Raw genomic sequence first — 25,107 nt, 5'->3', positions numbered from 1 at the left:
GAAGCGTAGTGCTTCTATTGTATTGTTTGAACCATTATTCAATATTTTTTGAATGTTTCAACTTATATTTGAAATATTCAACAATATAAATAATTTTTGTTGATCTGAAGCAACTGTTGATTTAATTCGAACAGGAAAATTAATGACACCTTTGTAAACAAGGATTTGATGACTAAAATTTAAGCTATGAATACCTCACGCACTTGATATTCATAACGGCCTAACTACAATTTAACAAAACGATATACTATTACTGGATATTTCTTTGTTCATACTCGCGGTCACGCTCATCATCATTGGCATTGTTTTTCTTGTTTCTGGGTTAGCTCAAGCAAAAAAAATATGCGCTCAAACCCAACACACTGGGTGGAGATGGTTGAGTCTGTTGATAGCTTGTTTCATCCTCGGTTACTCTCTGGTTTTAGGTTCATTGCTTATTGACAAGACTGTCGACCCAATTTTGTTCGGACTGTCTATGATTCTGTTTTCAGGCAGTATTTTTGTGTTTATGGTCACTAAGTTTAGCCTAAGTACCATTCAGCAATTGCATATGCTCGCCCAAGAAGAAAAGCACAATGCTCTTCATGACCCACTTACTGCCCTGCCTAATCGTAAACACTGTATTGAAACCGTAAACTTCCTCGTTGAAGACAACATTCCTTTCCAACTAATGCTGATCGATGTGGTCAACTTTAAGCAAGTTAACGATGGAATGGGACATTTTTGCGGTGATCAACTACTCATTCAGATCGGACACCGCGCCCGATCACACCTCAGGAAAGGGGATTTTATTGCGCGTATTGGCGGTGACGAGTTCGTTGTTGTCATGCCGAATCAATCAATGGATCATGCATTCGATATTGCGCATAAAATTAATCAATCGCTCAAAAGACCGTTTTCGATTGATGGTTTCGAACTGACCAGCAGCGTTATCGTCGGTATTGGATCGTATCCAAAAGATGGAGCCTGCGTCGAACAGATCATTAATGCGGCAGATGTCGCGATGTATTGGGCCAAAACACACGGTAACGAGGTGGCGAGTTTCTCAGCGCATATGAGTCAAGACGCGCGTCGAAAGCTACAGATTTCTCGTCAAATTGACCAAGCGATAGAAAACAATGAATTTCAATTATTCTATCAGCCGATTATCTGTTTAGAGCACAATATTGTTTGTAGTTATGAAGCGTTAATGCGCTGGTTGGATGAAGATGGTAAACCCATCACACCGTCAGATTTCATTGCCATTGCTGAGCAAAGCAACAAAATCACCTCAATTACAGAGTGGATGCTGGATAAAGTAGCAAGTGACATTGAACAACTGATCACGGCGGGTATTCACTGCCCAGTACATGTCAATCTTTCCGCTAAGGATTTGATGAGCAAAAACTTGGAAAATCAGTTGAGCCGATTAGCGTTTTTAAACAAGAACTTTGTCAAAATGGTCGTATTGGAGATCACTGAAACAACAGCGATTAACCGCTTACGAAGCCCTGCGACTTTGTTAGAAAGACTGAAACAGATGGGATTTAGAATAAGTTTGGATGACTTTGGTACTGGTTTTTCCTCTCTTTCATTGCTTCGAGATCTGCCTGTTGATCAAATCAAAATCGACCAGTCCTTCGTGTATCAGATGCAAAAAAATGAGAGAAATCGTTCGATTGTCGCAAACTCCATTTCTCTCGCTCACGGGCTTGGCTACACCGTGGTATCAGAGGGTGTTGAACACGAGGAAGTGGTCAACATTCTGAGAGAATATGGTTGTGATTATGTTCAAGGCTATTATTTTAGCCCTGCGTTACCACTTGAGCGTGCTATTAACTGGACGCTAAGCCGTGATACCGTCCATTATGAAACACTCGCTCAGAAACGAGTAAAGAAAACGGCTCCTTAGCCATTCCCCTCTCCCAAAAAATTGGTGACGCCAAGCGGTTACTTTCATCCACGCCAAAAGCAACCGTTTGCATCCGGCTGGCTTATTATTACCCCTTCCCTTAACAGAACTTTAAATGTCTGATTATTCGATATTAATTTGGTTTCTAAGCAATACATTCGCCATAATAATTAAACAACAAATCAAACTATAAAAAAACATAATGTAACAGCATATTTCAGCTATAAGGCATTGATTTAATTGGCATCAATTCCAATTTGAACGTTTTACTATATTTTGTAACCTTTATGTAAACAACCCATATAAAGTCTGCCACATCGTTAAAACACGAATGACAAAAAGCCTGTCGGCTCATATATATGGACTCTATTATGAAAAAAACGATCTTAGCAGCTGCTATCGCGACTCTTTCTACTTCTGTTTATGCAGTTGAACTGTACAACCAAGAAGGCACGACTTTCTCTATCGGTGGCCACGTTTCAGCAAACCTAAATGGCTCTGAGCAAGGCGATACAGATGTCGGTACTAACTCTCCACGTATCAACTTTAACGCTACACAAGATCTAGGTAATGGTTTCACTGCTGATGCGAAAGGCGAGTGGGCTCTTAACTACCTAGACGGTGGCGACAACGCATTCACAACGCGTCTAGGTTACGTTGGCCTAACGCACGATGAGCTTGGCCGCGCAGTTGTTGGTACTCAGTGGGCACCATACTATGACGTAGCTGGTGTAGCTGATATGCCGATTGCTTACGCGAACGATTTTATCTACGACAACCACGGTGCTCTAGGCACGGGTCGAGCTGACAAAATGATCAGTTACCGTAACGGTTTTGAGTTCGGTGAAGCTGGCGCATTTAACTTCGGTCTAGGTTGGCAAGGCGCTAATGATGAGCGTGAGTACGATGAAAGCGAAGCATACAAAAGTGGCTACAAGTACGATGATCGTATTCAAGCAGCAGTAAGTTACTCGATCGCTGGCTTCTCTCTCGGCTACACGTACAACACGGGTGATTTCACTGCGCTGGGCGTAACAAAAAGAACAGCTGAATCACACCTAGTTTCTGTTAAATACGGTACTTACGGTAAAGGTCTTTACCTAGCAGGTGTTTACGCAGATAACGAAAATATGAACTATGACGGTTCGACTCTTCTTGCAGACAGCAACGCATACGAAGCACTGGCTTCATACGCTCTTGATAACAGCCTAAACCTAATCGTTAACTACGAAATGGTTGAAGGTAAGCAGTTTGCAAATTCGCAAAAAGAAACGGCACGTGAAGAGCTAGCACTACAAGCTGAGTACAACTTCACACCTAAGTTTGTTGGTTACACTGCTTACCAGTTTGATCTAAACGATGCGAACAATAACCAAACTGATGACAAGTGGCTAATCGGCGCACGTTACTACCTATAAGCTATTACTGTCCCAATTGCTGAAACATTCAGCGCCGCCCATCTCTTACGAGGTGGGCTTTTTATTTTCTGTAACACTCCTGCAAGTAGCTTTATTGTTCCAAAACTCGTTACAATAGTGAGTAGACGTTCAATACACTATGTCGGTTTGCCCAAGGAGTAACCTATGAACATCGGCGCTGTATCTAAGCTGACGGGACTATCGAGTAAGTCTATTCGCCTTTATGAAGACAAAGGGCTGATTACTTCCCCTAGCCGTAGTGACTCTGGCTATCGTGAGTATTCTGAGCAACAAGTTCAAGAGCTCAACCTTATCTCACGTGCTAAAAATGCAGGCTTTTCACTAATCGAATGTAAAGAGTTCGTTCAGCTCGCTTCAAATCCAAACCGGAAAAGCAGTGAAGTAAAAGCGAAAGCAAAAGAGAAACTTGCTGAAGTGGAAGTAAAGATTAAAGAGCTCAAAGAGATCGAACGTCAGCTCAAGAGTTGGGTCTCTGCTTGCCCAGGGGACTCCAACAGTCAGTGCCCAATTATCGAAGATCTGACTAAGTGACAAAAAGGCCTTGAATCATTTCAAGGCCTTTCGCTTATTAATAGTAAGTACACATCCGTTTGCCATCGACTTCAATGATGTTAAACGGCGTTTCGTAGATACTTTCTAAAATATCAGACTGAATCACTTCTTCCACTTTACCTTGCGCTACTACCTGCCCTTTCTTAAGTGCAATGATCTTGTCTGAGTAGCACGCAGCAAAGTTAATATCATGAATCACTACGACGACGGCTTTGTTCATCTCATGGGCTAAACGGCCAACGTTACGCATAATTTGCAGCGAATGCTTAATATCTAAGTTGTTTAGCGGCTCATCGAGAAATACATAGTCGGTATCTTGCGCCATGACCATAGCAATAAACGAAAGCTGTCGTTGACCACCACTCAACTCGTCTAAGTATTTGTGTTGAATCTCTACTAGGTCCAAGTATTCAATCGCTTTGTTGATGATCTGGTTATCTTCATCATTGAGCTTACCTTGTGAATAAGGGAAACGCCCAAAGGCAATCATCTCTCGAACGGTAAATCGCATGGTGATGTTGTTCGCTTGACGCAGCACAGCTAGTCGCTGAGCGAGCTCTTTGGTATCCCACTCGCTCAGCTCTTTACAATCGATGTAAACCTCGCCTTTGTCTTTACTGACTAGACGACTGGCCATTGATAAAAGAGTACTTTTTCCTGCACCATTTGGGCCGATGATTGAGGTCACTTTGCCTTTTTCAAACTCAGCGCTTGCGCTATCGACCACTTTAGATTGACCAAAAGCTTTGGTCAGGCTTTTTAATGAAATCATAGAAACCTAGACAATTTTGTTGCGCAGCAACATGGTTAAGAAATAAATGCCGCCGACAAAGTTAATCACGACACTGATGGTGGTCGAGAACCCAAATAGATTCTCAACAATCCATTGACCACTTAATAAAGAAGCAACCGATAATAAAGATACACCTAGCAATAAAACCTTATGCTGGAATGACCGAAACAGCTCTCTTGCAAGATTGGTCACCAACAAGCCAAAGAACATAATTGGCCCAATTAAGGCCGTCGAGATGGCGATCAGTGCCGCGCTCAAAATCAGCACTTGCAGTGTCACTTTCTTAACATCGACCCCCAAACTGGTCGCGTTGTCTTTATCTAACCAAAAAACATCGAGCGTGCGGTGCAAACGAAACAACAGAAGACTGAGACTAAGAAGCAGCGGCGCACATAGATACACAAGTTCTACTTTGACATTATTGAAGCTGGCAAACATGTTAGCTTGAACTGCGGCGAAATCATTAGGATCGAGCAACATCGTGAAGAATGACGAGATGCTGGAGAACAACTGCCCTAGAATGACACCAAGAAGTAGTAACACCATTAAGTTCTGTCGCTCTCCTCTGAAATAAAAGCTAAACAACAGCATCGAGAACCCCAACATAGCAGCCACAGACAAACCGAAGTTGACGTAGGCGTTTAATGCCATGGCACTCATGCCGCCAAACAAAACCACCACCAGCACTTGAGTGAACATATAAAGCGAGTCAAAGCCCATAATGCTCGGCGTCAAAATTCGGTTGTGCGTAATGGTTTGGAATACTAATGCAGATTGCCCGATGGCTATGCCTGCGATCACCATCGCCAACACTTTAGGAACGCGGCGTGACAAAAAGTATTGATAGTTGTCCGCATTGAGGCCGATGCCAATAAACAGAAAGCAAAATACGATTGCTGTTACAGCAAGCAAAACGAGTTTGGTTCTATCTTGCATCTTTCTGACCTTTCAAGATAAAGAATATAAACACAGAACCACCTAAGATGCTGATGATGGTCGAAATGGGAATCTCGTAAGGGAAGATGATCAGCCGCCCTGCTAAATCACAGCACAACACAATCAATGCGCCAAGTATCGCAGTAAGCGGGATATTGCGTCTTAAGTTATCGCCGAAGAAGTGGCTGACAAGGTTTGGTACGATCAGGCCAAGAAACGGTAACATACCTACAATCATCACCACAGAAGCGGACATGACAGAAACCAGCAGCACACCAATGATTAGCACCTGTTGGTAGTTCAAGCCAAGGTTAGTCGCAAAGTCTTTACCAAGACCAACCGCAGAGATACGAGCAGCATAAAGATAACTGAATATTGCAAATGGAATCGCGATATAGAGCAGTTCGTAATCACCTTGCAGAAGGTTGGCGAAATTAGCCACCGTCCAACTGGAAAGGTTTTGTAGCGCGTCGTACTTGTAAGCAATAAAGGTTGCAAGTGAGTCAACCACATTACCGAAAATGATACCGACTAAGGGCACAAAAATGGCGTTTTTAAATTGAATTCGGTTGATGAATTGAACGAACAGTAACGTGCCTGCCATTGCCACAGCAAAGACCAACCATAGCTGTTCGCTACCAAACAATACCAAGCTAATGATGTAACCAAGCATGGCACATTCGATAGTGCCCGATGTTGAGGGGGAAGCAAACCTGTTCTGACTGATTTGCTGCATGATTAAACCTGCAATACTTAGACCTGAACCAGCAAGAAGGACAGCAACTAAACGTGGAATACGGCTGGTAAATAATAGATTCCAACTAGCAGAATCACCTGCCAAAAGTGATGTTAGGTTGAGTTGCCCTACACCAACGAACAATGACGCTACACTCAGTAAAACCAGCGTCAGAAGTAACTTTTTCACTCTTTGCCTCTCAGCACAAAAGCCTCAAGCAATAACTTGAGGCTCTTTTCTTATTCTTTTTGTAATAGGTATTAGTTTATTGCCGATGCCGACTTAACGTCTGAGATCATCTGTTCTGTTGCACGCATACCAGAGATCGACAGATACCAAGCATTGATATCTAGGTAAGCCATTTTCTTGTTTTGGTAAGCATCCGTCGCTTTCACAAGGTCATTTTCAAAATCACGTTTTACCGTGCTTGGCTTGCCTTTGTTGATTAGGACATCTTTATCGATAATCAGTAGCGTATCTGGATTTTTCTCACGAATAAATTCATACGACACGAGATCGCCGTGACGGCTTTCTTTGATGCCAGCTACAGTCTCTTTAAAGCCAAAATCTTTGTAAATCGCTGAGAAGCGTGACTGCGTACCAAACGTTGTAATGTTGCCACCCGCGCTCATTACGGTTAGAGCGTCAGTGTTACTTGACTGGTTAGACTGGCTAATCGCTTTGAACTCGTTATCAAGTTGTTCGATTTTTTTCTCTACAAAGTCTTGTTTTTCAAACACTTCACCGAGGTTGCGCCATTGTTGTTGCGTACTCGCCCAGTAACCTTTGTTCGCGTCTGATGCATAGACGATTGTCGGAGCAATTTCTGAAAGCTCTTTGAACTTAGACGCAGCACGTGTACCGATGATGATTAAATCAGGTTTTTGCGTATAGATGGTTTCAAAATCTGGTTCGTGAAGGCTGCCTGCCGAAACGAACTTGTAGTCACGGTATTCTGAAAGGTAATCAGGAAACATACTGACGGTAGAAATAGCGACAGGTTCAATACCAAATGCCTTCACGGTATCAAGTGCGCCTAGGCCAATAACCACCACGCGTTCAGGGTTTGATTCTACTTTCGTTGTGCCCTGAGCATGTTCAATTTCGACCACTTTTGCGTGAGCGCCAAACGCTAGTAATCCCGTCACTAGCATTGCTGCAGACATTTTCATTGTTAGACTCCATAATTACAAATGCAATGCATTATCATTTACATTTGTAACTATGTACCGTGTATTTACGTTTTTTACATTCATCAAGGAATTGTAATTTGACGGCTGCCTAGAGGGTTAAAACGTCCATCGTTACCACTTACTGCCATCAATAGGTGACTCATCACCAAATTCTTCAGCAATTTTGATAAAGCGGTCTTCTTGGGTAATAAACGCTTCAATAACTTCTGGGTCAAAATGCTGACCACTCCCCTCCATGATGATTTGTTTGGCTTTTTCGTGGCTCATCGGGGCTTTGTAAACTCGGCGACATCGCAGAGCATCATACACATCGGCCAATGCCATCAACCGAGCACTAAGCGGGATGGCATCGCCGCTATAACCATTTGGATATCCTGAACCATCCCATTTTTCATGGTGGCCGTACGCAATCTCCTTGGCTACCGAGATAAGTTCGTTCCTTGCCCCAGATAGCTGTTCTGCTTTCTCTAGAGCCAATAACCCGAGCTTGGCATGATCTTTCATGATTTCAAACTCTTCATCGGTCAGTTTACCGGGTTTGAGCAAGATAGAATCGACAATCCCGACCTTACCAATATCGTGCAATGGCGCGGCTTTGAAATAGGTATCGATCATTTTTGGCGTCAACATTTCACTGTAATACGGCTTCTCAGCCAACTGTTCTGCAAGCAGCTTGACATAATATTGAGTACGTAGAATATGGTTACCAGTTTCTGGGTCTCGCGTCTCTGCGAGGCTGGCAAGGGCAAATACGACCGCATCCTGCATACGATCCAGCTCATAGGAACGCTTCAGAACCTGTTTTTCAAGGTAACCATTTTCATCCATTAGAATGTCTTTGGAGCGTTTGTTCTGCAGGTGTGTTTTGACTCTTGAGCGTAACAAAGGAATGCTGACTGGCTTGTGTACATAGTCCGCAGCTCCCAGTTCAAAACCAAGCTTTTCATCTTCAGGTGAGTTCTTTCCGGTTAGAAATATCACCGGAATATTGCGCGTTTTATGGTTATTGGTCACCGCTCGAATCACATCATAACCAGTGATATCAGGCATCACTATATCGAGCAAAATCAGGTCGATATCAAACTGTTCCAGAATATGCAGTGCCATCTCTCCACTTTTTGCCGCTTTTACGTGGTAACGCTCTTTCAAACCTTGAGCCATAAAAGCCAGATTATCTGCACAGTCATCCACAATCAGCACAGTGCAATCACTCAAGTTTTCAACGGGCATAGAAAATATCCTGAAAAATCATATCGACCAGAAAAACAATAACTAAACTTATCAATAACTATAGCCAAGCCATTTTCACTTGCACTGCTATCTAGCCAAGGAAGGAAAGTTTTCAATGCGCTCGATTCGAACCTTATTTATGTTGCTCTTCCTCGCGATGGGAGTTTGTGCTGTAAGCATGTCCTTGGTGACAGATAAAGTGTCTGAACTGCGCTCTCAAAGCCACACCTACTTACAAGATTTACAACGTTTCTATCGTCTCTCACAAGAGCTTAAACAGAGCTCAGATCATCTCACAAAATTCGCGCGCGCGTACGTCGTCACTGGTGATGAATATTGGGAACAATTATTTAACCATGTACTTGCCGTGCGAAATGGGGAGGTACCTATTCCCAAAGGTAACGAGTACGAATATTGGGATCTGATTGCAAATTCTACGGAGATTGTGTCTGATGGTGACCCGTCTAATGGCATGCCATTATTAACCCGATTGAGAGAGTCAGGAATTAGTGAAGCAGAGTTTCTTGAGCTTAAAAGCGCGCTTATGCTCTCTGATGGCTTGGTCAATCTTGAGAGAGAAGCCTTTTTAGCCGTCAAAGGAATCAAGTTAGTCGACAACGGCGAAGAGATAGACACTGGGAAACCAGACCTTCCTTACGCCCAGTCGTTACTTTACAGCAAAAAGTATTTCGCAGAAAAAGCCAAGATAATGCGCGCGGTTGGCTCTGCACATCAAGCTGTCTTATATCGAATTGAAAACAACATTGCTAACGTTGACCAACAAACACAAGAATACCGCAGCGTTTATCTGATTCTGATGACCATTCTGCTTGCCTCAATAGCACTCTCTTTCACACTTCTCTGGCACCTATATATCAGCCCTCTCAGCAGGTTACTAAAAACCGTGGTCCATCAAGTCAAAGAGAAGGATTACGCCTTTACTATCACGCAAAAAGCCTACGCTGAGCTGCAGCGATTTATCGATAGCCTCAATGTAGTTTTCCACCACATTGCAGAACAATTGAATCAGAACACACTATTTAAAGACTTCAACATTGTGTTGAGGACAAGCCAGTCGACGCTTAACTTATGCCAAGAAGTTACCCAGTTCCTACTCCACCAATTCCCCATCCAACAAGTTGGCCTGTCCCTATACCGAGATGATCAGTTAGTCCGCATTGCCGGTGCTGGTCATGAGGGATCTCACGCTCATTATATATCCGATACCAGTTCCACTGAGCTCAGCGTACTTCTTTCCGGCAAACCTTACAGTATGAAGGCACTGGCCGGTAAATACACCATGTCAATAAGCGGCGGTAGCCTTGAGCTGAATGAGCTTTACTACTTCCCTCTCTGCGTAAACGAACAGCCAGTTGCGTTACTTAAGGTGGGTACCACAGAAACTTTGAGCGATATTCAATATCAGTGGCTCAGCCAAATGCTTGATGACCTTGCTGTCAGTATCCAACTCAGTCAGAACATCGAGTTGCAAAGAAAGGCGGAGCAAAAGGTGCTAGAACAGTCTCAACTGAATCAAGAGATCTTAAACGCGACCCCTAACCCAATGTACTGCTTGTCTTCACAAGGTAACTATCTAACCATTAACGCGAAATTCTGCGAACTTTGTGGTTTACCCATGCAGGAGATCATAGGAAAAACTCCGCAAGATGTGTTTAGCCAACAAGATGCTTCACAGTGTTTTAGCGAGGCCCATCAGCAGCTAACTCTAAAGCAAGGAAGTAAAAACTACGAATTGTCAGTGCTTGACCAACACTTACAAACTCGCGACATGCTGGTGTGCGAGGCTTCGTTTAGTAATAGTCATGGTAAGGTGTCGGGGATAGTCGGAATCTTGCTCGATTTGACGGAGCGTAAGCTGATGGAAACTGAGCTGCGTGATGCCAAAGAAACGGCTGACGCAATGAGCCGCGCTAAAGGTGAATTTCTTGCCAACATGAGTCATGAGATTCGCACACCGATGAACGGCATACTCGGAATGGTTCATTTGGCACTCAACACTGAACTTGATCCCGCACAGCACAAATATTTAACCCGCATTAATGAGTCAGCTAAAAACCTACTTGGAATAATCAACGATATCCTCGATTTCTCAAAAATTGAAGTCGGTAAGTTAAACATTGAGACCATCGATTTCAGTCTTGATGAGGTATTTGACAACTTAACCAACGTAATTTCATTAAAAGCCCAGGAGAAAAAGATCGAGTTCTTGCTCGATATTGAACCTCAGGTCCCGACAGGCTTGATTGGTGACCCACTGCGCATTGGCCAGGTATTGGTTAATCTGTGTGGTAATGCGGTCAAGTTTACCGAGCAAGGCGAAGTGGTCGTCGCTGTTCGAATTGAGATGCTCACAGAACGTGACGTTGTGTTGCACTTCTCAGTTAAAGATACCGGTATTGGTATTGATAAAGAAAAAATCGCCCACTTGTTCGATGCGTTCTCTCAAGCAGACAGCAGCATTACTCGTGAATTCGGCGGCACTGGCCTTGGGCTAAGCATTAGCAAACAGTTGGTTGAGTTAATGGGCGGGCAGCTCTCAGTAAGCAGCACACTCGGAGCAGGCTCTACTTTCGCGTTCACCATTACTTGTGGTCTGCAAGAAGCCAAGATGCGTGACATTTCCAAGCCTATTGCTGGGCTCGCGGGAAAACGCGCTCTAGTGGTCGATGATAATGACTCAGCGCGCAACATCTTAGTGACCCTTTTAAATGCGATGCACTTTGATGCCAAAGCTGTCAGCAATGGTTTTGAGGCTCTCGATGAAATACGTCGCGACCAGTTCGATCTATTTTTTGTCGACTGGAACATGCCTGGGTTAAACGGGATTGAATTGTTGCAAACAGCGCAAAGTGAACGATTACTGCAGCATTCCAAAAACTTCCTAGTCACCGCTTATGGGCGTGAAATCTCTCTCGATCAAGCCAATTCAAAGCTGGTTGACTCACTGATAGTCAAACCCGTCAATCCATCTAATCTTCTCGATGCAATCATGGACAGTTTCGGCATCGAGCATGTAACGCGCGATAACCCGACTAATCAGTTCGAAAAACCCGTTTTTGATGGACAAACAATACTCTTGGTAGAGGACAATGAGGTCAACCAAGAAGTCGCTATTGGGCTACTCAAGGGAACTAACGTCAACGTGCTCACCGCGGAGAATGGTCAACAAGCAATGGATATGCTTGAACAGCATCCGGTTGATCTCGTTTTAATGGATATGCAGATGCCTGTGCTTGATGGCGTATCAGCAACCGAACAAATCCGACGTAACCCTAACTGGCAGCAGCTGCCTATTATCGCCATGACCGCCAACGCGATGCAAAGCGACGTGGAACGCTGCATCACTGCAGGGATGAATAGTCATTTAGCCAAGCCGATTAATGTTCATAATCTTTATAAGACCTTGAGTCAGTACTTGTCACCAAACGATGAGTCCTCATCCAAGTCTCAGCTTGCTACGTCAACCGCCGCACCAAGTAACAACTCAGACTTGCCACATCTCAGCGGTATTAACCTCGAACAGGCCATATTTGATATTGGTGGTGACAAAGAGAGTTATTTTTCCATTTTGTCGCGATTCCTAACCTCACAATTAGAAGAACTACCGATGTTTAAAGAGGTCGTTGAAAAAGAAGATTGGGAGATGGCCGCAAGGATGGCTCACTCGTTGAAAGGGTCTTCAGCCAATCTAGGGATTGAACTACTTTCGAAGCTTGCTGCCAAGATGGAGCGTAGCATTAAGGAACATAGTAAGACAGCCTTAGGCGAACTCGAAGTGAGTAGTGCAATCGTCAAAAAGCTGCACCTAGAGTTAACGCAGTGGCAACAAGAAAACCAGCAACAAGCGGCTAAACCACAGGTTGATCCAAAACAACGCTACCAACAGCTGGTCACTCTTGTAGACGAATATGATGTCGAAGCGCTTGCCATAGTGCAAGACGCAGAGGAGTTTGGTGTTTGGACAGAAGAGCAGCAGTCACAACTGATCGATGCCATTGAGGGATTTGAATTTGAATTGGCTAGAGAGTTACTTAACCAATTCCCTAAACCATAAAAAGGGCCCTGATGGACCCTAATAATCATTCAGAAAAAATCTATCGAGCCACGTCCATTGCTGTTTTTTGACTTGCTCGCAGGTTTATCTTCTGGCACATTTTTCTTCTGTTTAGATGAGCTAGCTTTTGATGATTTCGCTTTCCTGCCAGTTTTCTTTTCAGCTTTTTTCTCTGCTTTCTTTTCTTGCTTTACTGGCTTATCTTCAGGCTCAGTAACTGGGGCGTCGCACACAACAACGTAATATTCTTGGTTAAACTCGAAAAAATCCCCGTCATACATTTTACGACGTTTTCTTGTTTCAAGCTCACCATTAACAGCGACATAACCCTCAGAAATTAGGTGTTTAGCTTCACCGCCGCCACCGACTAAGTTAGCAATTTTAAACACTTTATAGAGTTCGATCGGATGTGAAGATACCTCGATGCCGATCGCTTCAATCTCTATTTCTTCGCCTTGTTCGTAGTCTTGGCTCATACCATACCTTGGGTCGTTTACTCACAAAGATGAGAGTCTAATCTCAATACTTCGATAAATAAACTAAAGTTACCAATAAGTATAAAATACTTATAAGGTAGAATTGCATTGAGATGGTTACTTTTCATTAGTCTTTTTTTCAGTACCATGAGTGCTGCTTATCACCCGCCAACAAAGGTGGTGGTGTATGGCGACAGCGGCTACCCTCCATACAGCTATTCACAGAACGGCCAGCCTGCTGGTATTTACGTCGAAATATTGAAAGCTGTTTTTGACACCATGCCCGACTATCAAGTGCAAATTCAATTAGTACCATGGAAGCGCGGCTTAAAGATGCTTGAAGTTGGTGAAGGTTTTGCACTATTTCCACCTTACTTATACCCAGACCAAAGGCTCTACATTTCCCCATACTCTAAACCGATTATCAAAGAAGAAGTTGCGGTCTTTTGTTCAAGTGAAGTCGCGAATAAGCAGGAGCTTTCCTCTTGGCCAAAAAGCTACTTCGGCTTAACCATTGGCATCAATGAATCATTTTCCTTAGGTGGCAGAGAGTTCTGGCAGGCCGTTAAAAAAGGCCAAATACAGATTAAAGAAGCTCAAGGAAACCGAGACAATATTCTTAACTTGCACAACGACAAAGTCGATTGCTACATCAACGACCGTATATCTATCTTGTGGGAAATAAAGCAGCTGATTCAAGAAGGAACTTTGCCTACAGACTGGAAGGTAATAGAGAGTGCTTCGGTCTCCAGTGAACAAGGCTACCTTGGCTTTACCAACGTCACCCCTGAACGTTACCCTTATAAAGATGATTTTATTTCAAAGTTCAATTTCAATCTTGAGAAGCTTAAACAAGATGGAACGTTAGAATCAATCCTTAACCACTATAATCTTAGTGACTAAGCTCTGACATAGTTGACGTTTTACTGACTGATTTTCCTATTTGGAAAATTTGCCTTTCCCCCTTTTCCGTCAGTTATGCCTTACATTACTCCCCGCTCAACGAATACATCAATAATTCAAATCAAATTAGTCAGTGGAGAAAATGTATATGCCTATTTCTAAAGCCTTAGTGATCGACAGCCAACCAATCATGCGTGAAGCCATTGGCCAGATAATCCATGATTTATCAGTCAGTACTCAAGTCTATCAAGCATCATCTTCACAGTTTGGTTTGCAGATCCTCAATAATCACCCAATCGACCTAGTTATACTCGATGTTGACCTTCAAGGCTCTGACGGTTTTGAATTTGTTCGACGCTCACGAGCGCACGGCTATCGAGGAAAGATCCTGTTTATCTCTGCTAGTCGACATCCGATGTTTTCTAATACAGCAAAACAAATTGGCGCAAATGGCTACATCACGAAAATGGAAAGTACGTCTATGCTGAAAGAAGCGATCGTTAGCGTAACCCGCGGCTTCAGCGTATTTAAGAACGAAGAAGGCAACACCCAACGTCGCCACACTAAGTTATCCAAGCGCGAAACGATCGTCTTCAATTACCTTCTAAAGGGTTACACCAATAAGCAGATCTCAGAGATACTGACTCTAAGCTCTAAAACCATTAGCACTTATAAATCACGTATCTTAGATAAGTATAAAGTGGACTCTATTGTGGAATTAATTCGACTTCAGCAGCATGTCGATGTCGATATGTCCGAGCTTAAAAAAGATGCCGCTTAAGGATTTCTGCAAGTAGTACATGTAACTGATTACCGTGATTGACCAATTTATAGTTAGCGACAACTGAAGGTGGATGCTTTAGCTGCAAGTTATCTGGCAACACGGTAACGTGATACTGATTACTTGAAACAATGTGTTCAACATTTGGCAATAAGGTCGCACACTCGATTTGATCCAAAACGTCAAATAAACAGGTAATATTGTCCACAACCGCAATCGTTTTAATTTCTATATTATGTGACTGCAACGCTCTTCGTGCTACCTGAGTTTTATCGCGCCAGCCCTTCATTTCCATCATGATATAAGGCATGGAAAGCATATCTTCTAGTGTACGATCTGCATACTTGTTTGAGCATACAATCGACGCTTTGAAACGACCAATATGATTCTGATAGATGGCCTTTGTCAGCTCTTCATTGAAATATTGAACGCCGATATCAACAGTGTCGTCTAAAATGTCATTGATTGAGGCGTCAGACCATGTAGTAATGAAAATTTCTGCCTGAGGGAAAGTCGCCATCAGCTCAAGCAGTAAGTCTTTTCCAACTAGGTATTGCGCGAGGCTTGGTAGAGCAAGCGTAATTCGCTTGGAATAAGTAGTAGGGTCAAACTCTTGATGTTGCACTGCCTCACCAAGAAGGCTTAGACCCGCCGATATTTTCGGCAGCAGCTTCACGGTATATTCTGTTGGCTCAAACTCAAATGCGCCACGGACAAAGAGTTGATCGTCAAGCTGCTCTCGCAGTTTGGCAAGGTGCTTACTCACTGCACTTTCTGTTTTCCCTAACTCTTTCGCTACAGGCTTAAGTTGACGGTGCTTATCAAGCAGCGGTAATACCTTAAGCAGATTAAGGTCAAGCTGAGATTTCATTCTCACTCCATAGAGATATTGTGGGGTTTAAGTGCATACTAATGCGACAAACTAGCGAGGAAACAAAGTCTTAGCATGGTTCATATTAGTGGTCGAAATTTACCATTTATTCTATTTGAGTGAAACAAGCAGAGTTCATTTTAGATACGATCGTTTAATTAAATTTCAACTGTTTCGCTCAACCAGTGAGCTCCAGTTAATAATTTTTAATCATACAGCCAAGATTAGTATCAATTTGATAGGAATTCATAAATATTTCATGTATTACTCTAACTATAGATTTGTAACATCATTTTGTTGTTTAAACAGGTAAACATTCGTCAATGTCGCAACCCATCAAAAGCATTCAACCTCGACCAAAGATAACACTTGTCTCTGAATTGAGTGTCGATCGCAATGATGAAGGTGCCGAACTACCTATTGGGCTCACTGGTGCTCAGCTTGATGATCTTATGGATAACCAATTTTGTCACATGGTTGATGTGATGAATGATGGTATTTTCTATATGGCGGATACCGAACATGTCTGTCTATATAACCCCTCTTTCTATTCTAAGTTCGGCATTAAATCAGGCCATACCTGCTTACAAGATTGGCTAGATTTAGTTCACCCACTTGACCGAGACTCTTTACGCGATGAGGTCGGTGATCATATTCAAGATGACGAATCGAAAGTCACCACTCAATATCGTATTCGCTCTAAAAACGGGCAGTACGTCTGGCTTGAAGGTACGGCGATAACCAAAACGGTCAATGGCAAACGCTTTATGATCGGCTGTCATAAAGATATTTCTGATCGTAAACTGATGGAAACCTACGTACAGCAATCCTCTCTTCGCGACGGAGCCTCTGGGTTATCAAACGAACAAAAGTTGGCGATGGACTTAGATGACCTATCAGCGAATGAAAGATATCACTTGATGTATGTCCAACTCGATAACGCTCGCTCGTACCAAGTCGTCTATGGCTCGCAGATAGTGCGTAACATGCTGTCCCATCTGGCCAACACCTTGAATCGCTTTCCGGACAAGTTTGTTGATTTGTATCGAATGCAATCTCATGACTTTGCTATCCTTCTTTATGGTCAGTACGACGAGGAAGACTTAAAAGAGCTTGCTCTTCGTATACAGAACGCATATCAAGAGTCGATCAAAGCCATTGATCTTTTATTTACAACCGACATCAGTATCGGTATCTACCCTGATATTTCTCGCCATGAAAACCCAGGAGAAGTAGTCAAAATTGCCGCGCAAACCAGTCAGTTTGCCAATAAGCAAAAAGACTGTTTTATTCGTGTTTATGCGGGCTCAACCAAAGCCAAAGTTGATCGACACTTCTATATTGAACAAGAACTGGCGAATGCACTCAATAACGGCAAGCTTTCGGTCAAATTCCAGCCTATCATCTGCTCTCAATCTCAGCGTATTGCAAGCTTTGAAAGTCTGGTTCGATGGAAAAGCGAAGAACTCGGGGAGATCTATCCGGATGAATTTATCTCTGTTGCTGAAAAGAATAGCTTGATCAGTGAACTTGGTTATTTTGTTTTTGATAAAGCTTGTCAGTTCATTAAACAATATCAATTAACGCATACTGGTGATGCGCGAGTGAATGTGAATGTGTCTGTTCTTCAGTTACTGAGCCAACAGTTCCCTCAAGAGTTAATGCGCCTTGCCAACCAACACGGCATAAAGAGCTCCTCTATCGTTCTTGAGCTAACCGAAACAATCAGTCTGGACGATAACAAGAGTGCGATTACCCAATTAAACGTGCTTAAAGAACTAGGGTTTCAGCTTTCTCTTGATGATTTTGGGGCTGGCTATAGCTCACTGAACAGTTTCTTCGATCTCCCTCTTTCACAGATTAAAATCGACAAGTCGATCGCTTGGCGTTCACTTGAAAACCCTGTCACATTCGAATATCTCTCTTTTATAACGAATTTATGTAATTCGTACGGCATCGATATCGTCATCGAAGGTATTGAGGATGCAACGATGCAGCGCGTATTTACTGATATGGGCGCCTCTTATTTACAAGGTTATTGGTTTTCTAAACCCCTCTCTCTTGCTAGTGCTAGCCACTACACAAAAGTCTAACCGCACAAGTCTCAAATTTAAGACCTATTCACCAAGTTCATATTTCCATTTGACTAATAAACCAAAGTTGTAGAGAATTCGCACAAATTTATAAAAGCATGTTCATGCTTCACGTAAAACGTGTGCTGTATCAAGGATAGGTACTAAAGTCTAAAATCAATAACTTAGGCTTTGAACAAGGAGAGATTAACCTTGCTCCGGAGAAGATAGTGTCTAATCAATACCGCCAAATCCTCAGTACCCTGTTCGCCTGCACTGCCCTTGTGTCATCGACGGTGTTTGCTTCAAGCAATCCATCGCTTTGGTACCCTAGTACTGACATCCACATGCCTAAATCGACCACCGTTGACCGTTTAGACAATGGCTTAAGATACGTTGTTCTCCCTACGACTCGCAGCTCAGATGAAGTGTCAATCCGTGTGCGTGTTAATGCGGGTGTTGCACAAGAAAACAACCAATTCCCAACTGCACGTATTGTCGCTTTAGATACGATTCAAAACACTGACTGGCACGTATCGACAGATTACCAACAAACTGTCTTTGATATTGATTTTGCGTCGGCAACAAACACTGACATCGAAAAAGCACTTGAGGCACTTTATGTGGGTTTAACCCAGGAAGTAAAACAACCAAACGCAGACCAGTTGTTAGAGTCAGCGCAAGGTTCTCTCAATGACATCGATGAATTAATCAGTCAACGTCACCTAGACACTTTAACTCACGCGCTAGCGCCGCTAGACGATCAGTCACTAAGCCAAACACCATTAGAATCCGTAAAAGAGTTTAAGCAGACTTACTTTACTCCGAACCAAGTATCCATTGTTGTCGTTGGCGGTATTAAGAAAAAATCAGCAATTAAGGCGATAGAACGTCAGTTTTCTTCATGGAGAACCGTCGCTCAAGAGCAGTCTGTACACTCTACTCCGCAGCTTGAACTTATCAGCGATGTGGCACAAACAAGCCCAGTAACTATCAGCTCTTTGAGTACAGTTAACGATGAAGAAGACAGCAAACTTCATCGCAAAGAACTACTGATGACAACACTAGCTAACAAAATGCTAGAACAGCGCATTCAAAAAGCACTGAGCGAACAACATCTACAAGCTCAAGTAGACGTAGACAACCAAGTGCTATTTGATCATCGCTTGCTCTCTCAGGTACGCGTAGTAAACCTTGAAGAAACAGACAAAACTGAAGTAAAAAAAGTGGTTAAGTCAGAGATTAAACGTGCTCTCGCTTCAGGCTTTACCCAAACAGAGTACGAAATGGTTGTTAGTCAAGTTCGCCAGCAGCTAGAACGCCAAACTCGCCTGAACGACCCAGATAACTACACTCGTAATCAAGCAGACCGAGTCGTTGCTGCGATTGATAGCGGTAGCGTTTATACTGCGCCATCATACGATTTGGACTTACTTAATTTCCACGTCGCTCATCTCAATGAGTTTGATATTAGTAAAGAGTTCGAGCACATTTGGTCCGATACGACTAGCGTGATTATGTAACAACCAAAAAAGCTGCCCATCTACGGCAGCTTTTTTATTGCTTCAAAGTTGGAAATGCTAGACCATCGAAAGGTCAACTAGCTGGCGCGTATAGGCTTGCTGAGGCTGGGTAAAGAGCTGTAACGTATCTCCTTGCTCGACAATCTCACCTTGTTTCATCACTATCGTGTAATGGCATAAGGATTTCACCACGCTGAGGTCGTGACTGATAAAAAGGTACGTTAGCTTATACTTTTGTTGCAATGATTTGAGCAAATCAAGTACTTGAGCTTGCACGGTTCTATCCAGTGAAGACGTTGGTTCATCTAACAGAATAAATTCCGGTTTTAAAATGAGTGCGCGTGCAATCGCAATCCTTTGTCTCTGTCCTCCAGAAAACTCATTGGGATAACGATGGCGTGTCTCTGGGTCCAAATCAACTTCCGCCATGACTTCACAAATGCGGTTATCGATTTCAACATCATCTAATTCTTGATGGACACGGAGGCCTTCACCGATCACTTGAGCAACAGACATTCGCGGGTTTAAAGCCGAGAAAGGGTCTTGAAAAACAACCTGCATCTTACTTCGATAAGGCAGCATTGCTTTTCTATCAAGACCTTGCAGTTCAACACCATTGTAGGCAACAGAACCTTCAGACTTGAGAAGTTTAAGTATCGCCATTCCGGTGGTTGACTTACCAGAGCCACTTTCCCCCACTAGCCCTATCGAATGACCTTGCTTCAACGTAAAAGCCATATCTGTGACCGCTTTGATGTGAGAAACAACACGCTTGAATATCCCGCCCGTAATAGGAAACCAAACTCGAAGCTGATTAACTTCTAACAGTGGACTAGCGTCTTGGCTAACAGAGACAGGTAAGCCTTTCGGATCTGAGTTAATTAACTGCTTAGTGTAAGGGTGCGTCGGAGAGGTAAACACATCATGGCAAGCCCCAGTTTCAACTAAACGGCCATGCTGCATGACTGCTACGGTATCGGCAATGCGTCTGACGATACTGAGATCATGAGTAATAAATAACATCGCCATGCCCAGCTCTTGCTGCAATTCTTTGAGCAAATCTAATATCTGGGCTTGCACCGACACATCTAATGCTGTGGTTGGTTCATCAGCAATAAGCAGTTCAGGTTCATTTATCAATGCCATTGCTATCATGACACGCTGTCGCTCGCCTCCTGATAACTCATGAGGATAGGCATTCACCTTCTGCTCAGGGTAACGGATCCCGACTTTCGCTAACCACTCCACTGCTCGCAGCTCTGCAGCTCTTTGCCTCATACCTCGATGAACAGCTAATGTTTCGACAAGCTGCTTGCCAATTTTGTGGAGAGGATTTAATGACACCATAGGTTCTTGAAATATCATGCCGATTCGTCCGCCACGAATACCTCTTAGCTGTCGCTCTGAACAACTCAGCATATCGACACCATCAAAATCTATCGATCCCGATAGGTAGTGTGATGACCCCTTAGGCAAGAGTTTTAAAATGGAGTTTGCTGTTACCGACTTACCAGAGCCACTCTCTCCAACTAATGCCAGCGTTTCACCTTTCTTAATCGACAACGACACATCTTGCGTCACCGCCTCTACGTCATTTTTACGGCCAAATCCAACCGAAAGTCCATGAATGGATAATACTGTTTCAGCCATATTCATCGTCCTTGGTGATGAGGGTCAAACGCGTCACGTACTGCTTCACCGACAAACACCAATAGTGTCAACATGAGTGATAGAACAAAGAACGCAGAAAAGCCAAGCCACGGTGCTTGTAAGTTAGATTTACCTTGTGCGAGAAGCTCGCCTAGTGAAGGAGACCCCGCTGGTAGGCCAAAGCCAAGGAAATCGAGAGACGTCAATGTCGTCACCGAACCTGAAAGGATAAATGGCATCATAGTCAATGAGGCAACCATCGCATTTGGCAGCATGTGGCGTAGCATAATACGCTTATCAGACACGCCCATCGCTTGCGCAGCACGAACATAATCAAAGTTTCGACAGCGTAAAAACTCTGCGCGGACAATACCAACTAAGCTCATCCAACTGAATGCCACCATTATGCCAAGCAACCACCAGAAGTTAGGCTCCACAAAGCTCGATAATATAATCAGCAAAAACAGTGTCGGCATACCCGACCAGACTTCGATAAAGCGTTGACCAAAGAGATCTAACCAACCTCCGTAGTAGCCTTGCGTCGCGCCCACAGCAACGCCAATCACACTTGAAACTATGGTCAGAACAAAGCCAAACAGCACCGAGATCCTAAAGCCATAGATGATCCTAGCGAGAACATCCCGGCCTTTGTCATCAGTCCCTAGCCAGTTAACGCTGTCAGGGGCAGATGGTACTGAACCATTGATGTTGAAATTGATAGTATCGTAGCTAAAGCGGATAAGCGGCCAAACTATGTAACCTTGTTCTTCAATAAGCTCAATGACGTAAGGGTCGGTATAGTCAGCCTCTGTTTCAAACTCGCCACCAAACTCAGTTTCAGCATACTGGTTGATGATTGGGTAATACCATTGGCTATCGTATTCCACCAATAGTGGCTTATCATTGGCGATGATTTCTGCAAATAAACTCAATATAAACAGCGTCGTAAAAATCCATAGTGACCAAAACCCTCGTCGATTGGCTTTAAACCTAAGCCACCTAGCTTCATTTAATGGATTTGGTGTTTTTTTCTTCCGCATCAACGCGCCTCAAAATCAATTCTAGGGTCGACCCATGTATAAGTAAGGTCAGAGATAATGCTTAGAATCAGTCCCAATAAAGTCATGATATACAAAGAGCTAAACACCACTGGATAGTCACGCTGAATCGTCGACTCAAAACCAAGTAAGCCGATACCTTCCAGAGAAAACATCACTTCAATCAACATCGAACCAGTAAAGAAGATGCTGATAAACGCAGCCGGAAATCCGGCAATAATGATAAGCATGGCATTGCGAAATACGTGCTTATAAAGAATATCGCTCTCATCAAGCCCCTTTGCTCTCGCAGTCACGACATATTGCTTATTAATTTCGTCCAGAAACGAGTTTTTCGTCAACATGCTTAACGTAGCAAAGCCCCCAATCACCATCGCAAAGATAGGCAGCGCCAAATGCCAAAAGTAATCCGTTATTTGCTCGTACCAGGTGAGCTGCTCGAAGTTACTTGATACCAAACCACGTAAAGGGAACCAGCTAAAATAGTTACCACTAGCGAAAAGAATGATCAGAATAATAGCGAACAAGAAGCCGGGAATCGCATAGCCAACAATGACCACGGCGCTCGACCAAATATCAAATCGACTACCATGATGGATAGCTTTTAATATCCCCAGCGGGATAGAAATCAAATAGATGATCAACGTGCTCCACAGCCCTAAAGAGATGGAGACCGGAAGACGCTCTACAATCAGGTCAATCACATTGCCGCCTTTAAACAAACTTTCGCCAAAGTTAAAGGTGGCGTAATTTTTCAGCATATCGAAGTAACGTTCATGCATTGGCTTATCAAAACCAAACTGCTTTTTGATCGCTTCAACCACTTCAGGGTCTAAGCCTCGTGATCCTTTATAACCAGAAGCATCGGCTTCATCGCCAGTGCTTAAGTTAACTTCACTTCCGCCACCAGCAAAGCGCTCCATGATGCCAGAGGTATGACCTTCAAGTTGCGCAATTGCCTGTTCAACTGGCCCGCCGGGCGCAATTTGAATAATGAAGAAGTTGATAGTGATGATTGCCCACAATGTAGGTATCACCAATAACAAGCGTCGGAATATATAAGCAGCCATGTACCCTCTTTAACGACGTTTTTCAGGAAGCGCTTGAGCTTTCTCTTTTGAAACCCACCAAGTATCTAGGCCAAGATCATACTTGGGTAAGATTTCTGGTCGCTCAAATTTATTCCACATGGCAACGCGGTATTCACCAACGTGCCACTGAGGAATAATATAGAAATTCCACTGGAGTACACGATCAAGCGCTCGTCCTAATGTCAGTAATGCTTCAGGGTCTTGTTGTTTCTTCGAGATTTCCATCGTCAAGAAATCAACCACAGGATCCGTCACACCTGCTGTGTTATAGGTGGAATCCAAATAGTTTGAGTTCCACGCTATCATAAGGTTAGGGCTTGGGTATGGGTTAGCGCTATAGGCCGACGAGACCATGTCAAAGTCTCTGTCCCTTAAGCGCTTAATGTACTGAGTGGTATCAACCGTACGGATTTTCATATCAATCCCCATACGACTGAGGTTCTTCTGCACTGGAATTGCAATTCGCTCAGTGGTTGGGCTATAGATTAACAGTTCAAATGCAAGTGGCTCGCCCGTCTCAACATTCGTCATGACTTTATTCTTGAGCTCCCAACCCGCCTCTTTTAACAACTTAAATGCGGTACGCATTTGTGAGCGAATTCGACCGGAACCATCGGTCACCGGCGGCTGATATTCCTCAGAGTAAAGACGCGGTGGCAATTGTTCTTTAAATGGTGCCAGTACCTTTTGCTCTGCAGCTGAAGGCGTGCCTTTCGCTTCATAGTCCGTATTTTGGAAGTAACTACGTGTACGACTATATTGGCCGTAGAACATGTTCTTGTTCATCCACTCAAAGTCCATCGCATAGGTCAATGCTTCTCGAACATTAGGGTCACTGAACATGGCTCGTTTTGTATTAAATACAAAGGCTTGAGTATTCTCTGGCTTCTGGTGAGGTATCTCAGATTTAGAAATATACCCCTTATCGAAATTCACACCAGTATAGGAGTTCGCCCAGAACTTCGCCGAGCTTTCTAAGCGAAAATCAAACTCACCCGCTTTAAACGCTTCAAGCATAACCGTGTCATCACGATAGTAATCGTACTGAACTTGTTTGAAATTATTACGGCCCACATTGACAGGCAGATCCGCTGCCCAATAATCCTCAACTAAAGAGTAAGTCACACTCTGACCAGATTTATAGTCGGTGATCTTATACGCTGAGCTACCAACTGGTGGGGTTGATAGTGGCTCGGATAAACTCTTGTCTTGCCAAAAGTGCTTAGGTAAAACCCGGGTCCCTTGAGCAAAACTGAACATTTTTTCGCGATTTGGCGTCACCATATCGATACGAACCGTTAGGTCATCTTTGGCAGTAACTGACTTGATGTCTTGATAATAAACGCGGTATTGAGGCACCCCTTCAGACATAAACTTTTCGAAAGTAAAGGCAACATCATGAGCGGTAATTGGCGTGCCATCGTGGAAACGAGCTTTAGGGTTGATATCAAGTTCGAGCCAAGAAAAGTCATCCGAGTAACGGACGCGTTCTGCAATCATTGGGTAGTAAGCGTCGATTTCATCGCTTGGAGAGAACATTAAGGTGTCGTAAAGTTCGCCAGTTGCCGCCGCCGCTACGCCTCGTGACGCAAACCGGTTGAAATTATCGTATGTACCGACTCGGCCATAAGTGACTTTGCCATACTTGGGCGCATCAGGGTTAACATAATCAAAGTGGGTGAATCCTTCGGCGTATTTGGCTTCCCCAAACCCCACTAGCGTCGTTGTCTCAACCACAGCGGCATAACAACCAAACGTCGCTGTTGAAGCAACTAGCCCACCTAAAGCAATCTGTCGCCACATTTTCATACCCTAATCCCTCAGTCGTTTCCGTACA

General features: G+C 43.5%; 19 protein-coding genes. 8 read left to right on the top strand and 11 right to left on the bottom strand.

Annotated features, from left to right (window positions below; genetic code table 11):
• Positions 1 to 265 precede the first annotated feature (265 nt).
• The 3 genes from VIA_RS05585 (at position 266) to cueR (ending at position 3,861) form a co-directional block, all read left to right on the top strand.
• On the top strand, positions 266 to 1,891 hold the full coding sequence (locus VIA_RS05585; protein ID WP_004411589.1) for a putative bifunctional diguanylate cyclase/phosphodiesterase: 1,626 nt from the start codon (positions 266 to 268) through the stop codon (positions 1,889 to 1,891).
• A gap of 371 nt (positions 1,892 to 2,262) precedes the next feature.
• Positions 2,263 to 3,309: a porin gene (locus tag VIA_RS05580; RefSeq protein WP_004411588.1), complete on the top strand. Its 1,047-nt coding sequence runs from the start codon at positions 2,263 to 2,265 to the stop codon at positions 3,307 to 3,309.
• Between the two features lie 165 nt (positions 3,310 to 3,474).
• A complete protein-coding gene (cueR, locus tag VIA_RS05575) occupies positions 3,475 to 3,861 on the top strand; it encodes a Cu(I)-responsive transcriptional regulator (RefSeq protein WP_004411587.1) in 387 nt (128 codons plus the stop codon).
• Positions 3,862 to 3,898: 37 nt separating this feature from the next.
• Here cueR and vctC read toward each other — a convergent pair whose 3' ends face one another.
• From vctC to VIA_RS05550, 5 genes are all read right to left on the bottom strand, one after another.
• A complete protein-coding gene (gene vctC / locus VIA_RS05570) occupies positions 3,899 to 4,654 on the bottom strand; it encodes an iron chelate ABC transporter ATP-binding protein VctC (protein ID WP_004411586.1) in 756 nt (251 codons plus the stop codon).
• A 6-nt stretch (positions 4,655 to 4,660) separates the two neighbouring features.
• Positions 4,661 to 5,611, bottom strand: coding sequence for an iron chelate uptake ABC transporter permease subunit VctG (gene vctG / locus VIA_RS05565; protein ID WP_004411585.1), 951 nt, complete (start codon positions 5,609 to 5,611; stop codon positions 4,661 to 4,663).
• Positions 5,601 to 6,536: an iron chelate uptake ABC transporter permease subunit VctD gene (gene vctD / locus VIA_RS05560; RefSeq protein WP_004411584.1), complete on the bottom strand. Its 936-nt coding sequence runs from the start codon at positions 6,534 to 6,536 to the stop codon at positions 5,601 to 5,603. Before vctD ends, vctG begins: the two co-directional genes overlap by 11 nt.
• Positions 6,537 to 6,607: 71 nt before the next feature.
• Positions 6,608 to 7,519 (bottom strand): siderophore ABC transporter substrate-binding protein, encoded by a 912-nt coding sequence (locus VIA_RS05555; protein ID WP_004411583.1) that lies wholly within the window; start codon positions 7,517 to 7,519, stop codon positions 6,608 to 6,610.
• Positions 7,520 to 7,651: 132 nt separating this feature from the next.
• Positions 7,652 to 8,770, bottom strand: coding sequence for an HD-GYP domain-containing protein (locus VIA_RS05550; protein ID WP_004411582.1), 1,119 nt, complete (start codon positions 8,768 to 8,770; stop codon positions 7,652 to 7,654).
• Positions 8,771 to 8,885: 115 nt separating this feature from the next.
• Between VIA_RS05550 and VIA_RS05545 the strand changes: the two genes are divergently transcribed.
• On the top strand, positions 8,886 to 12,845 hold the full coding sequence (locus VIA_RS05545; RefSeq protein WP_004411581.1) for a PAS domain-containing hybrid sensor histidine kinase/response regulator: 3,960 nt from the start codon (positions 8,886 to 8,888) through the stop codon (positions 12,843 to 12,845).
• A gap of 29 nt (positions 12,846 to 12,874) precedes the next feature.
• Here the strand turns inward: VIA_RS05545 and VIA_RS05540 are convergent, their stop codons facing one another.
• The gene (locus tag VIA_RS05540) at positions 12,875 to 13,321 is read right to left on the bottom strand and encodes an RNA-binding S4 domain-containing protein (RefSeq protein WP_004411580.1); all 447 of its coding nucleotides are present in this window, start codon (positions 13,319 to 13,321) and stop codon (positions 12,875 to 12,877) included.
• Between the two features lie 108 nt (positions 13,322 to 13,429).
• Between VIA_RS05540 and VIA_RS05535 the strand changes: the two genes are divergently transcribed.
• Together VIA_RS05535 and VIA_RS05530 are read left to right on the top strand one after the other, a co-directional pair.
• Positions 13,430 to 14,224: a substrate-binding periplasmic protein gene (locus tag VIA_RS05535; protein WP_235801302.1), complete on the top strand. Its 795-nt coding sequence runs from the start codon at positions 13,430 to 13,432 to the stop codon at positions 14,222 to 14,224.
• A gap of 148 nt (positions 14,225 to 14,372) precedes the next feature.
• Positions 14,373 to 15,005, top strand: a complete 633-nt coding sequence (locus tag VIA_RS05530; protein ID WP_004411578.1) for a response regulator transcription factor — start codon at positions 14,373 to 14,375, stop codon at positions 15,003 to 15,005.
• On the opposite strand, the gene VIA_RS05525 is transcribed toward VIA_RS05530, so the two are convergent.
• Positions 14,986 to 15,876: a LysR family transcriptional regulator gene (locus tag VIA_RS05525; RefSeq protein ID WP_004411577.1), complete on the bottom strand. Its 891-nt coding sequence runs from the start codon at positions 15,874 to 15,876 to the stop codon at positions 14,986 to 14,988. The genes VIA_RS05530 and VIA_RS05525 overlap by 20 nt on opposite strands.
• Positions 15,877 to 16,199: 323 nt before the next feature.
• On the opposite strand from VIA_RS05525, the gene VIA_RS05520 reads away from it, so the two are divergent.
• Positions 16,200 to 17,969, top strand: coding sequence for an EAL domain-containing protein (locus VIA_RS05520; RefSeq protein ID WP_004411576.1), 1,770 nt, complete (start codon positions 16,200 to 16,202; stop codon positions 17,967 to 17,969).
• 209 nt (positions 17,970 to 18,178) lie between these two features.
• A complete protein-coding gene (locus VIA_RS05515; protein WP_235801301.1) occupies positions 18,179 to 19,471 on the top strand; it encodes an insulinase family protein in 1,293 nt (430 codons plus the stop codon).
• A 57-nt stretch (positions 19,472 to 19,528) separates the two neighbouring features.
• Here VIA_RS05515 and yejF read toward each other — a convergent pair whose 3' ends face one another.
• Genes yejF through VIA_RS05495 form a run of 4 tightly spaced genes read right to left on the bottom strand, consistent with a single transcriptional unit; the run spans position 19,529 to position 25,073 of the window.
• On the bottom strand, positions 19,529 to 21,121 hold the full coding sequence (yejF, locus tag VIA_RS05510) for a microcin C ABC transporter ATP-binding protein YejF (RefSeq protein ID WP_004411574.1): 1,593 nt from the start codon (positions 21,119 to 21,121) through the stop codon (positions 19,529 to 19,531).
• A 2-nt stretch (positions 21,122 to 21,123) separates the two neighbouring features.
• Positions 21,124 to 22,161, bottom strand: a complete 1,038-nt coding sequence (locus tag VIA_RS05505; RefSeq protein WP_235801300.1) for an ABC transporter permease — start codon at positions 22,159 to 22,161, stop codon at positions 21,124 to 21,126.
• Complete coding sequence (locus VIA_RS05500; RefSeq protein WP_004411572.1) at positions 22,161 to 23,249, bottom strand: microcin C ABC transporter permease YejB; 1,089 nt, start codon at positions 23,247 to 23,249, stop codon at positions 22,161 to 22,163. Before VIA_RS05500 ends, VIA_RS05505 begins: the two co-directional genes overlap by 1 nt.
• Positions 23,250 to 23,258: 9 nt before the next feature.
• Positions 23,259 to 25,073, bottom strand: coding sequence for an extracellular solute-binding protein (locus VIA_RS05495; protein ID WP_412774854.1), 1,815 nt, complete (start codon positions 25,071 to 25,073; stop codon positions 23,259 to 23,261).
• Between the last annotated feature and the right edge of the window lie 34 nt (positions 25,074 to 25,107).

The sequence above is a fragment of the Vibrio orientalis CIP 102891 = ATCC 33934 genome, from assembly GCF_000176235.1.
GTDB lineage: Bacteria > Pseudomonadota > Gammaproteobacteria > Enterobacterales > Vibrionaceae > Vibrio > Vibrio orientalis.
Note: the sequence above shows the minus strand (reverse complement) of the source record. Positions and strands in the feature narration are given on the sequence as shown.

What these genes read in the sequence shown, in the direction of transcription:
- VIA_RS05580 (WP_004411588.1), top strand. Translation starts at nt 2,263, where the DNA reads ATGAAAAAAACGATCTTAGCAGCTGCTATCGCGACTCTTTCTACTTCT.
- cueR (WP_004411587.1), top strand. Translation starts at nt 3,475, where the DNA reads ATGAACATCGGCGCTGTATCTAAGCTGACGGGACTATCGAGTAAGTCT.
- vctC (WP_004411586.1), bottom strand. Translation starts at nt 4,654, where the DNA reads ATGATTTCATTAAAAAGCCTGACCAAAGCTTTTGGTCAATCTAAAGTG.
- vctG (WP_004411585.1), bottom strand. Translation starts at nt 5,611, where the DNA reads ATGCAAGATAGAACCAAACTCGTTTTGCTTGCTGTAACAGCAATCGTA.
- VIA_RS05555 (WP_004411583.1), bottom strand. Translation starts at nt 7,519, where the DNA reads ATGAAAATGTCTGCAGCAATGCTAGTGACGGGATTACTAGCGTTTGGC.
- VIA_RS05550 (WP_004411582.1), bottom strand. Translation starts at nt 8,770, where the DNA reads ATGCCCGTTGAAAACTTGAGTGATTGCACTGTGCTGATTGTGGATGAC.
- VIA_RS05545 (WP_004411581.1), top strand. Translation starts at nt 8,886, where the DNA reads ATGCGCTCGATTCGAACCTTATTTATGTTGCTCTTCCTCGCGATGGGA.
- VIA_RS05540 (WP_004411580.1), bottom strand. Translation starts at nt 13,321, where the DNA reads ATGAGCCAAGACTACGAACAAGGCGAAGAAATAGAGATTGAAGCGATC.
- VIA_RS05530 (WP_004411578.1), top strand. Translation starts at nt 14,373, where the DNA reads ATGCCTATTTCTAAAGCCTTAGTGATCGACAGCCAACCAATCATGCGT.
- VIA_RS05525 (WP_004411577.1), bottom strand. Translation starts at nt 15,876, where the DNA reads ATGAAATCTCAGCTTGACCTTAATCTGCTTAAGGTATTACCGCTGCTT.
- VIA_RS05520 (WP_004411576.1), top strand. Translation starts at nt 16,200, where the DNA reads ATGTCGCAACCCATCAAAAGCATTCAACCTCGACCAAAGATAACACTT.
- yejF (WP_004411574.1), bottom strand. Translation starts at nt 21,121, where the DNA reads ATGGCTGAAACAGTATTATCCATTCATGGACTTTCGGTTGGATTTGGC.
- VIA_RS05505 (WP_235801300.1), bottom strand. Translation starts at nt 22,161, where the DNA reads ATGCGGAAGAAAAAAACACCAAATCCATTAAATGAAGCTAGGTGGCTT.
- VIA_RS05500 (WP_004411572.1), bottom strand. Translation starts at nt 23,249, where the DNA reads ATGGCTGCTTATATATTCCGACGCTTGTTATTGGTGATACCTACATTG.
- VIA_RS05495 (WP_412774854.1), bottom strand. Translation starts at nt 25,073, where the DNA reads ATGTGGCGACAGATTGCTTTAGGTGGGCTAGTTGCTTCAACAGCGACG.